We start from the raw sequence: 11,628 nt of genomic DNA on the forward strand, positions 1-11,628 counted from the left end.
TGCTGACATCCTTGTAACTCGTTTTGTTGCTTTGCTATTTAAAAAATAGCGAATTGACGTACTGGTTATTTTGTTCAGTTTTCAAAGTTCGAAAGGCGCGCTTCGTTTGAAGCGAACTTTACAATCATAACACTTTCAAAATTATAAGTCAATAATTTTTTATAATGTTTTAGTCAGCTGTTAAAAGCGACAAAAACTAATATATCATGATTTGATCTATCCTTGCAACAACCAATTTTTTAAAAGTTGTTTTATTACCGCCGTTTTTGTGGCGGATTAATAATATATCATGGAATATACCCAATGACAATACCTACTATCCATGTAAAATATGGAATTAACGTTTTGCAGCTACTATTCATGACTTATTTGCAAAGCGGGAGGACTATATTATGTTTAAATTAAAAAGCCCTACATATTCATGTAGAACTTCTCTAAACTATTAATCAAAAATCACTTCACCATTCCATTCTAACATCCCACCAACTAAATTTCTTACCTTATACCCATGTTCTTGTAAATATAGACAAGCATTATGACTTCTACGACCCGAGCGACAAACGATAACATATTCCGTTTCCTTATTAAATTTGTTTATGGATTCAGGAATTTGTTGAAGTGGTATATGTTGAGCTCCTTCAATCATTCCTTGTTCTACTTCCTCATCTTCTCTTACGTCAATAATTTCATATCGATTACTATTTGTTTCTATTAATCCCTCTAACATTTCCGGTGTAATTTCTTTCACCTCATCGATCATAATGCATTACCTCCTATTATATGTAATAACTTCTTTTAATTTTAAATTAGATAGGGTGATTGGAGCAAATTAAACCAACATAAAGGAAGGAAACAAACTATGTTCCCTCCCTTTATAACTTCTTCCTTACTTAATTGGCAACTATGTTAACTAGTTTTCCTGGCACAGCAATCACTTTACGAATAGTTTTTCCTTCAATCCACTGTTGAACTGTTTCATCTTCCAAAGCGATTTTTTCCATTTCTTCTTTCGTAACATCTTTAGCCATCATAATCTTGGCACGAACTTTACCCATAACTTGTATAGCTACTTCTACTTCATTTTCAACTAGCTTGCTTTCATCATAAGACGGCCAAGCAACATAGCTAACAGAACCTGAATGACCGAGTTTTTCCCAAAGTTCTTCTGCAAGGTGTGGAGCAACAGGTGAAAGTAATTGCACAAAACCTTCCACATATTCCTTAGGAATGTGTGTTGCTTTATAACACTCATTGATAAACACCATCATTTGGGATATACCAGTATTAAATCTAAGTTCCTCGAAATTTTGCGTTACTTTTTTCACTGTTTCATGATAAGTACGTTCTAAGTTTTCATTTTGTTCAGCTTTTACTTTTTCATCTAGAACATTATTATCATTTATGAACAAGCGCCATACTCGATCTAAGAAACGACGAGAACCATCAAGTCCATTTGTACTCCAAGCGATTGAAGCATCTAAAGGACCCATGAACATTTCATACATTCTTAGTGTATCTGCACCATGAGTGTTCACGATGTCATCTGGATTGACAACGTTGCCTTTTGATTTACTCATCTTTTCATTATTTTCCCCAAGTATCATCCCTTGATTAAATAGTTTTTGGAATGGCTCTTTCGTTGGAACAACTCCAATATCGTATAAAAACTTGTGCCAGAACCTAGCATACAGCAAGTGAAGTACAGCATGTTCAGCCCCACCAATATAGACATCAACAGGTAACCATTTTTTTAGTTTATCCGGATCCGCCAAAGCTTCACTATTGTGGGGATCAATATAACGCAAATAATACCAACAGCTTCCTGCCCATTGTGGCATTGTATTTGTTTCGAGACGACCTTTTTTTCCTGTTTCCGGATTGGTTACTTCTACCCATTCTTTAATATTAGCTAGTGGAGATTCTCCTGTCCCAGATGGTTTGATTTCAGTCGTTTCTGGCAGCACTAATGGTAGTTGACTTTCAGGATAGGCTTCAGCTGTACCATCCTCCCAGTGAATAATTGGAATAGGTTCACCCCAATATCTTTGACGACTAAACAACCAGTCACGAAGACGGTATGTGATTTTTCTTTCTCCATACCCATTTTCCACAAGCCATTCTATCGCTTTTGTAATTGCTTCCTCCTTATATAGACCATCAAGGAAATCCGAGTTAACATGCTTTCCATCTTCTGTGTAAGCTTCTTGATCTATATTTCCTCCTGCCACTACTTCTACAATTGGCAAATCGAACTTTTTCGCAAATTCATAATCACGTTCATCATGTGCTGGGACAGCCATAATGGCACCTGTTCCATAGGACATCAGTACATAATCAGCAATCCATATCGGCATCTTTTCGCCATTAATTGGATTAATTGCATAAGCACCTGTAAAGACTCCTGTTTTATCTTTTGCTAAATCAGTTCTTTCCAAATCACTTTTTGTTTCGATTTGTTTTAAGTATTTTTCTACTGTTTCTTTTTGCTCGTCTGTCACAATTTTTTTCACAAGCTGATGCTCTGGAGCTAATACAGCATATGTCGCACCAAATAGTGTGTCTGGTCTAGTTGTAAATGCTTCAAAAGAGTAATCAGTATCCTTTATCTTAAATGTAATTTGTGCACCTTCTGATTTTCCTACCCAGTTACGTTGCATGTCTTTAATACTTTCTGGCCAATCCAATTCTTCAAGGTCTTCTAGTAAACGATCTGCATAAGCTGTAATTTTAAGCATCCATTGTCTCATCGGTTTACGAACAACAGGGTGTCCTCCACGTTCACTTTTGCCATCGATTACTTCTTCATTCGCAAGTACAGTACCTAATGCTGGACACCAGTTAACTGGCACTTCATCAACATACGCTAAACCTTTTTCATAAAGCTTTAAAAAGATCCATTGTGTCCATTTATAATAATTAGGATCTGTTGTATTTACTTCTCTATCCCAATCATAGGAAAAGCCAAGTTCTTTAATTTGCCTTCTAAACGTATTAATATTCTTTTCAGTAAATTCCTTAGGGTCATTCCCAGTATCTAATGCATACTGCTCGGCAGGCAGACCAAAAGCGTCCCAACCTATTGGGTGAAGAACTTCATAACCTTGCATACGCTTCATTCTAGAAAGAATATCTGTAGCTGTATATCCTTCTGGATGCCCTACATGTAAACCAGCCCCTGACGGATAAGGAAACATATCTAGTGCATAAAATTTTTCTTTTTCACTTTCCGTATCCGTCTTGAACGTTTTATTTTCTTCCCAACATTTTTGCCACTTTTTCTCAATTTTTCTGTGGTCAAATGACATACCCTTTTCCTCCTTACGATTCTCTACATTACTGGAACTTTTACTGCACTTTCACGCACTACCGCATTAACTTTTAAAAGTATAAATAAAAAAACTCCCATCCCATCAAAAAAGGGACGAGAGTTGTTATTCCCGCGGTACCACCCAATTTAACACTTAAATCGTGTTCTCCTTGAGGTCTTTAACGCAGACATACGGCAGACATTACTATTTTCACATCTGCAACATTAAAGGTGAGTTCATGATTATCAAGGATAGCTCGCACCTAACCGCCATCTCTCTGAAGCTTGACTCATCACTACTATTCCTCGTCATCGTTTTTCATTACTTTACTATATGTAATCGTATTGTAATGAAGTGCGAGAAAATTGTCAACATTAGCCAAGAAAAGCGGAAGCGCCTTGGTAGACCCGACAGGCTTAAGACAAGACCTGACGTGGCTGCCTTTGCCACAGAAGGAATTGACTTATGACCCCGAGGGGCTAGGCGCTGCAGCTAGACATCTAGAAAAGCGGAAGCGACTGGATAGACCCTACAGGGCTTAAGACATCACTCCTAAAAAAAGCCGGAACAAAGTCCGGCATCAAAGACAATCTGTTATCTATATTCATTAACATCTACTTGATCTAAATACATGTCATTTAATAACTGAGAAACTTGGAGGTGAAGTCGGTGAAGCTGTTCTCTCTGTTGAGCATTTGCACTAATTTTCATATGCTCAATATCTGCTTCAGCTCGCTCTAGTCCCATTTGGGTACTTGAATATTCCTCATCTACTTCATAACCATTTTTATTTGTTTCATCAAGTTCTTGTTTTGCCGCTTCTACTTTTTCCATCACTTCTTCAATAAAACGCTCCATCGCATCTCTTGTAGTCATCAATTATCACCTCATTTGTAATTTGAACATCTACAACAAAACTATTCCTCCCAAATTGTGCACATTTCATATAAAGGAAAGTCATGATAAAATGCAATGGAATGTCTTATAGTTAGGAGTAACAAAAATGACAAATCCATTTACTTATTCATTTGACCATAAAAGATATCATTCCTGGAATTATCATTTAAAAAACACGTTTGGACATAAAGTGTTTAAAGTTGCCTTAGATGGTGGTTTTGACTGTCCAAATAGAGACGGTACAGTTGCCTATGGTGGATGTACATTTTGCTCTGCTGCGGGTAGCGGTGATTTTGCAGGTGACCGAGCGGAGGATTTAGAGGTACAGTTTCACAAAATTAAAGACAAGATGCACTACAAGTGGAAAAACGGAAAATATATGGCTTATTTTCAAGCATTCACAAATACACATGCTCCCGTAGCAGAACTTCGTGAAAAGTATGAAAAAGTGTTAAAACAAGATGGGGTTGTAGGACTATCTATCGCTACGCGTCCTGACTGTTTACCCGATGATGTCATAGAATACTTAGCCGAACTTAACGAAAGAACTTATTTATGGGTTGAATTAGGATTACAAACCGCACATGAAAAAACATCTAACCTCATTAATCGGGCACATGATTTAAATTGTTACTTAGAAGGCGTTGAAAAGTTAAGGAAACACAACATCCGTGTATGCTCTCATATTATAAATGGACTTCCTGGTGAAGATTACAACATGATGATGGAAACAGCCCGAATTGTCGCTAATATGGACATTCAAGGTTTAAAAATACACTTACTCCACCTGTTAAAAGGAACTCCTTTAGTAAAACAATACGAAAAAGGGATGCTTGAGTTTTTATCAAAAGAGGATTATATCCGCTTAGTTGTAGATCAATTAGAAGTAATCCCTTCTGAAACAATTATTCACCGAATAACAGGGGACGGTCCTGCGAATTTAATGATCGGACCAATGTGGAGTTTAAATAAATGGTCAGTATTAAATGAAATTGATGCAGAGCTTGAAAAACGTAATAGCTGGCAAGGAAAATTTGCTAAAGTAGGAGTTAACTGATATGAAGTTACAGCGAGTTATACCCTATTCCCATACACTTTTATCACAATCGGTTCAACCAGGAGACTTCGTAGTGGACGGAACTGCAGGTAATGGTCATGACACATTAATGCTCGCTAATCTTGTCGAGGAAGAAGGTCATGTTTTAGCCTTTGACATTCAACAACAAGCAATAGAAAACACAAAGGCGTTACTAAAAGAAAATCGTGTAAACAATGTCACCTTAATACAGGAAAGTCATGAAAGTCTAGAAAACCATTTGCCAGAAAAGATGAATAAAAATATTAGCGGAGCCATTTTTAATTTAGGATATTTGCCTGGAAGTGATAAATCAATCATTACAAAACCATCTTCAACCATTAAAGCTATTGATACCTTACTACGCCATTTACGAGTTGGAAAATTAATTATACTCGTTGTTTATTATGGGCATGAAGGTGGGTTAGAAGAGAAAAACAAAGTGATGGATTATTTAAAAGATTTAGACCAAAAATATTTTTCCGTATTACAGTATGGATTTTTGAACCAAAAAAACAATCCTCCTTTTATATTGGCTATTGAAAGAACAAGAGGCTAATAGCTAGACGTAAAAAAAGACTCGCTTATGTCATCTTCCTGACATAACGGGTCTTATTTTATGGTAAAGTTTCGTATTAAAGTAAAAGAACTTCGCAGTCATACCGGTTTCTTTTAGCAATCTTCTAATAACATCCCTGGCATGCTTGACTTGTTTTACTTTTTTATCAGCTAAATACATCCCAACTAATCCATTTTGTATTAATTGGTGAAATGGATAATCAGGTATTAAGGCATCTAAGTTTTTTTCTGTTTGTTGAATAAAATATAGAAAACGTTTCTTTAACTGCTGATGATCCGGATAGAAGCTACAAAAATTCAAATCCCCTTCTCGCTCATCTTCAATTTGATCAATAAAATAATCAAGCATGATATGAAGACCTTGCATATAGGGAAAATAACTACGAAAAATAACTTCCGCATTCTCTTTTGAAAATTGGCCACCTAATCCGTAAGAAACAAGACAAAAGATCCCTAAAGTTGATCCTGTACAAGCAGAAAATTCATACCACGTTAAATCCGGGCATTTTTCTTTGTGTTCCTCAAACCACGTCGTTAAACGTGTAATTCTCTCTTGCTTTGTCACATGCTTATGCACTTGTAAATCACTATATAAAGAAGCTAGTTGAATTAAATAAGGCTGTAATTCGTCATAGTTATCAATTTCTTTTAAACTTCTTTGACATGTTTGGACGAGCTCTTTTAAATAGCCATTATCATTTTGTTCGTTACGAAAAGCATAATAGTTTCTTACTGGTGCATCTGGTGTTAGCGCATCATACATTGCTTGATGGAGCAGTTCAAAATCTTTAGGATCTAATGAGGTACTTCGATCACATAAATTATCTAAATAATCACTTATCGTTTGGTACGCAACGATAAATCGGACAGCTTCCTGAAGGTTGTGTTTTGCAAGCAGTGCGTAAGTCCCACCGCCCTCACAATGGAACGTTTTTGTGTGAATGCTTGCAAGTGCCTGATGTCGTAATTCCTCATTCGTTATGCTGCTAGCTTTGCGTTTCCACTCACGAAGTTCCGCATGTACTTCCGGAAATACTCTACGATAGCAGTTAGTTATTAATTTCAGTGGGGAATGTGGTACTTTACTATTCAAGCTTCTACCTCCAACTCCTTAATTTCGCACACTTCATTAGCAAATTCCATTGCCACAGAAAAAACCTCTTCCCGTTCCGGCTCATTAAATATTTCATGATATAAATGGTTCCATTCATCAAACTTCTTTTCCTCAATAGGTAAGCTCTGAAACCAATTTTTAACATCCTTCACATTTACTAAAAAGTCTTTTCCTGCTTGCATAAGCAATGTTGGAACTGCTGGATATTTTTTTATTTGTTTAAAAGCATGTTCAATAGCACGTTCTAACTCATAATACCAATGAATGGACACCTTTTTCAAAATTAAGGGGTCTATCTTATTTCGATTGTGAAAAAATTCATTACGAGTTGATCGCCATGGACGGCATGGTACTTTTATTTTAAAAGTTGGAACCATTTTCACCAAAAATTTTGATAATGGGCGAACCCATTTAGGTGGCCGAGCACATATCCCTAAACTTGGTGAAGACAATATGACACCATCAACGTTTAATTCCTTTTCTTCTAATGCTCTAACCACAGCTAATCCACCCATGCTATGTCCTAATAAGAAAATAGGTTTTTGTAAATAATTGGCTGCTTCAATCCATTCTGAAATCTTATCTATATATTCGTCAAAAGAATCAATATGCCCTTTAATTCCTTCACTATTTCCTTGCCCTGGTAAATCACCATAAATGACATTATATCCCGCTTCATACCATTTATTAGCAAGCCACTCATACCTTCCAGAATGTTCAAACGCACCATGAACAAGGACTACAGTCCCTTTGCTTGATTCGTTTAACTTCCTTTTCAAGAGCAATGCCTCCTAAACATTTGATATACTTAATTTGTAAATCAACCAATCTTCAAGGGGGAATTAACTTATGATTTGTGAATATAAAGGAAAATATCCAAAAATCCATGAAACTGCCTTTATTACAGAAGATGCAGTTGTTACCGGAGATGTTACTATTCAAGAAAAAGCAAGCATTTGGTTCAAGACAGTTATCCGAGGAGACGTGGCTCCTGTCTATATAGGGAAAGAAGTAAACATTCAAGATCAAAGCATGCTTCATCAAAGCCCAAATAAACCGTTAATCATACATGATGGTGTAACAGTCGGACATCAAGTCTTGCTTCACTCTGCAATTATTGAAAAAAATGCTCTCATTGGAATGGGATCAACCATTTTAGATGGTGCTGAAATAGGAGAAGGAGCTTTTATAGGAGCAGGGAGCTTAGTACCTCCAGGCAAAAAAATCCCTCCAAATACGATGGCATTCGGCAGACCTGCTAAAATTATTCGGGATTTAACCGATGAAGATATTAAGGAAATGGATAGAATTCGCCGATCGTATGTAGAGAAAGGGCAATATTACAAAGAGTTACTTGAAAAAAAGTAAGTTCATTTTTGGGATAACTTGACTTACATAACAACTTTTTAACAGCTTAGTATGATACGAACTCCATAAAATATAAAAAAGGAGGGAGATTTCTTGATTATTTCATTATTCTTTTTCACGCTTTTCATGAGTATAATCCTTGGAATATTAGCTTATAAGGTTAAACTTTTCCAAAAACAACTTAAATTATACAGTTATTTATTTACCCTTTGTGCAGCAACTTTATTCCTTTTCTTTTCCTATCAGCATAAACAAATGTGGCTGCCAAAAATACAATCCGTACTAATGGGAAATCAAGAAATCCCTACTGTTTCTGCTATGGGCGTTTCGAACAATGATTTTTTTAAAGATACGCCACTTATTAATGATTTTATTATTCAATCAACTGTTCAACTTCAAGCACCAAAGGTTTTACAGTATCCGGAGCTTCCAAGAGGATGCGAAGTAACATCATTAACCATGCTGTTGCAATATAGCGGATTTAAAGTAGATAAAATGACCTTAGCAAATCAGATTGCTAAAGATAATACTCCATATAAGAAAAAGAATGGAAAAGAATATTTTGGTAATCCTAACGACGGATTTGTAGGGAACATGTACGATCTGACTGAACCAGGTTATGGTGTTTACCACAAACCAATTGCACAATTAGCAGAGAAATATGCTGGAGATAAAGTAAAGGATTTAACTGGAGAATCCTTTTATGAAGTTTTAAAATCCTTAAACAATGGACAACCTGTTCTCGTCATCATTAATGCCAAGTATAAGAAACTTCCAGAAAGTGCGTTTAAAACATGGCAAACTCCTAACGGTCCCGTAAAAATAACGATGAATGAACACGCTGTTCTCATAACTGGTTATGATGAAAATTATATTTATTTCAATGATCCACTAAACAAAACAAAAAAAGCACCCTTTGACGACTTTATAGACGCCTGGGTGCAAATGGGGAAGCAAGCTATTACGATTGAGCAATCGTAAGCTTGCTTTCTGTTTTATCTTCATTTTTCAGTTCTTCTACATCGTATTTCTTCTCCACAAAAATTTGGTGCCATTGCATAAACATAAGGACAGTCCAAATTTTCCGGCTATAATCCCCTTTTCCTTTACAATGACTTTCAAAAAGGTCAAGAATAACCTGTTTATTCAATAAATCGTCCGTTTGGCTTTCATGAATTAAATTTTTTGCCCAATCATAAAGTTCATTCTTTAGCCAGTGACGAATCGGAACAGGAAATCCGAGTTTTTTTCTATCGAGCACATGATCTGGAACAATTCCTTTAACCGCTTCACGTAAGATAGCCTTTGTCGTACCATTGGCAATCTTGAGGTTAACCGGTAGTTCACTTGCTACCTTCATGACTTCAACATCTAAAAATGGGACCCTTAGCTCCAATGAATGTGCCATCGTCATTTTATCTGCTTTCAATAAAATGTCACCTCTTAACCAAGTGTGAATATCTATATACTGCATTTGGTTAACAAGAGGTTCATTTTCAATTTGGCGATATAATCCATCCGTAATATTTTGATACGGGTATGCAGGATTATAATTTTTCAACAGCTTTTCTTTTTCACATTCTTCAAACATTTTTGCATTGCCGATGTAACGCTTGTTTAAAGGTGTTGTTCCTCTTTCTAAAAAGCTTTTCCCTTTAACCCCTTCAGGCAAGATATTAGCAACTCTTCTTAATAAGTCTCTAGCTGGGGTTGGAATAGACTGAAAGACTTTTAAAGATTCTGGTTCACGGTATATATTGTAACCACCAAATAACTCGTCTGAACCTTCTCCTGACAGTACAACTGTTACATGCTTACTAGCCTCTCTAGATACAAAATACAACGGAACACATGCTGGATCGGCTAACGGATCATCCATGTGCCACATGATTTTAGGTAGCTTTTGTACATACTCTTCTGGAGTAATGACATAGGATATGTTTTCTACTCCTAGTTTATCTGCTGTTTCCTTCGCGACGTCAATTTCCGAGAACCCATCTCGTTCAAAACCGACAGAGAACGTTTTAATTCCTGGGTGGAATTCTCTCGCCATTGATACAATAATGGAAGAATCAATACCACCTGATAAGAAAGAACCAACAGGTACATCACTTCTCATATGCACTTTAACAGAATCATATAATACATCCTGAATTTTGTTTACCCAATCTTTTTTATCCATTAAAACTGGATTAAACTTTGCATGGAAGTAACGATTAAAGCTTGGATTTTCACCTGGTTTTTGAACAAAATAATGCCCTGGTTCAACCTTTTTAATTCCTTTTGTTAATGTATGCGGTTCCGGAACGTATTGATAACTTAAATAATAGTGTAACGCTTCATCATCCACAATTTCTTCATCTAAGATCATGGAAAGACTTTTCTTCTCTGAACCAAAGTAAGTTTTTCCTTCTTTCTCGATGTAGTATAAAGGTTTAATTCCAAAAGGATCTCTCGCACCGTAAAGTGTTTGCTTTTCTTTGTCCCATATTAAAATTGCAAACATACCACGGAATTGCTCAAATGCTTTTTCACCATATTTATGGAACATACCTAAAATAACTTCTGTATCAGATTCTGTATTAAAATGATAATTTTCATCTAATAATTGCTGTTTTAATTCGACATAATTATAAATTTCTCCGTTAAAGATAATCCAATATTTATCATTTTCATAACTAAGTGGTTGCTGTCCACTTTCTATATCAATGATACTCAATCTTCTAAACCCAAAAGATATATGTTCATCATGGAAATAACCTTCGTCGTCAGGACCACGGTGAGAAATAACGTAATTTTGTTTTTGGAATTCATTTTTATCTGTTTCGTTAGGTGCTTCGGCGTTGTGTCGAATCATTCCTATAAAACCACACATGATGTTTGTCCTCTCTTTCATCTGTTCATTAAGTAACTAAATTTGAGTATATCACAATCAAAAATTCAATACGATACTCATTAGACGGTTTGATTTTTCAAAAGTTTCAGTACGATATGAAAATAGACAAAATTATTATCGCTCCTTATTCTACAACTGAATTAAATTATTATGAAAAGTACTGTAAGTTAAATAAACATTTGATACTTAGTGCAGTTAATTCGTTTTAAATGCACGTACAAAATATTTTTTTAAAGAGTTGAGTGAATTTTATCTGGGGTTTAGGAGATTTTTTGTATCGTATCAGTTATTTTTCTGATTAAGTCCTTATAATTGTGTAAAAAAGAAGAGTCATTTTATTCCTTTTTGTCAACAATGTTTTCAACCACGAAAAACAATGAAAAGAGGAATT

Annotated in this window: 10 protein-coding genes and 1 other annotated feature; of the genes, 4 read left to right on the plus strand and 6 right to left on the minus strand. The window is 35.6% G+C overall.

What is annotated here, in order from left to right:
• Nucleotides 1-442: 442 nt before the first annotated feature.
• From HNQ94_RS19330 to HNQ94_RS19340, 3 genes are all read right to left on the minus strand, one after another.
• Nucleotides 443-760 (minus strand): rhodanese-like domain-containing protein, encoded by a 318-nt coding sequence (locus tag HNQ94_RS19330; protein WP_221452632.1) that lies wholly within the window; start codon nucleotides 758-760, stop codon nucleotides 443-445.
• Nucleotides 761-890: 130 nt separating this feature from the next.
• Nucleotides 891-3,305, minus strand: a complete 2,415-nt coding sequence (leuS, locus tag HNQ94_RS19335; protein ID WP_174498035.1) for a leucine--tRNA ligase — start codon at nucleotides 3,303-3,305, stop codon at nucleotides 891-893.
• Nucleotides 3,306-3,414: 109 nt separating this feature from the next.
• Nucleotides 3,415-3,629: a binding site (T-box leader), on the minus strand.
• Between the two features lie 273 nt (nucleotides 3,630-3,902).
• A complete protein-coding gene (locus HNQ94_RS19340) occupies nucleotides 3,903-4,184 on the minus strand; it encodes a DUF2524 family protein (protein ID WP_174498036.1) in 282 nt (93 codons plus the stop codon).
• A 127-nt stretch (nucleotides 4,185-4,311) separates the two neighbouring features.
• On the opposite strand from HNQ94_RS19340, the gene mnmL reads away from it, so the two are divergent.
• Nucleotides 4,312-5,262, plus strand: coding sequence for a tRNA modification radical SAM protein MnmL/YtqA (gene mnmL / locus HNQ94_RS19345; RefSeq protein WP_174498037.1), 951 nt, complete (start codon nucleotides 4,312-4,314; stop codon nucleotides 5,260-5,262).
• Nucleotide 5,263: 1 nt separating this feature from the next.
• Nucleotides 5,264-5,839, plus strand: coding sequence for a tRNA 5-(aminomethyl)-2-thiouridylate-methyltransferase MnmM (mnmM, locus tag HNQ94_RS19350; protein ID WP_174498038.1), 576 nt, complete (start codon nucleotides 5,264-5,266; stop codon nucleotides 5,837-5,839).
• Between the two features lie 30 nt (nucleotides 5,840-5,869).
• On the opposite strand, the gene tbcS is transcribed toward mnmM, so the two are convergent.
• Complete coding sequence (gene tbcS, locus HNQ94_RS19355) at nucleotides 5,870-6,952, minus strand: tetraprenyl-beta-curcumene synthase (protein ID WP_174498039.1); 1,083 nt, start codon at nucleotides 6,950-6,952, stop codon at nucleotides 5,870-5,872.
• Complete coding sequence (locus HNQ94_RS19360; protein ID WP_246200103.1) at nucleotides 6,949-7,752, minus strand: alpha/beta hydrolase; 804 nt, start codon at nucleotides 7,750-7,752, stop codon at nucleotides 6,949-6,951. The genes tbcS and HNQ94_RS19360 overlap by 4 nt, the downstream gene beginning before the upstream one ends.
• 70 nt (nucleotides 7,753-7,822) lie before the next feature.
• Between HNQ94_RS19360 and HNQ94_RS19365 the strand changes: the two genes are divergently transcribed.
• Nucleotides 7,823-8,341: a gamma carbonic anhydrase gene (locus HNQ94_RS19365; protein ID WP_174498041.1), complete on the plus strand. Its 519-nt coding sequence runs from the start codon at nucleotides 7,823-7,825 to the stop codon at nucleotides 8,339-8,341.
• Between the two features lie 99 nt (nucleotides 8,342-8,440).
• On the plus strand, nucleotides 8,441-9,322 hold the full coding sequence (locus tag HNQ94_RS19370; RefSeq protein WP_428842598.1) for a C39 family peptidase: 882 nt from the start codon (nucleotides 8,441-8,443) through the stop codon (nucleotides 9,320-9,322).
• On the opposite strand, the gene asnB is transcribed toward HNQ94_RS19370, so the two are convergent.
• Entirely contained in the window at nucleotides 9,303-11,216 is a 1,914-nt protein-coding gene (gene asnB / locus HNQ94_RS19375; protein WP_174498042.1) for an asparagine synthase (glutamine-hydrolyzing), read from the minus strand. The genes HNQ94_RS19370 and asnB overlap by 20 nt on opposite strands.
• Nucleotides 11,217-11,628: the final 412 nt, after the last annotated feature.

Origin of the sequence: Salirhabdus euzebyi (assembly GCF_014207435.1) — a bacterium.
Taxonomy (GTDB): Bacteria; Bacillota; Bacilli; order Bacillales; family Alkalibacillaceae; genus Salirhabdus; species Salirhabdus euzebyi.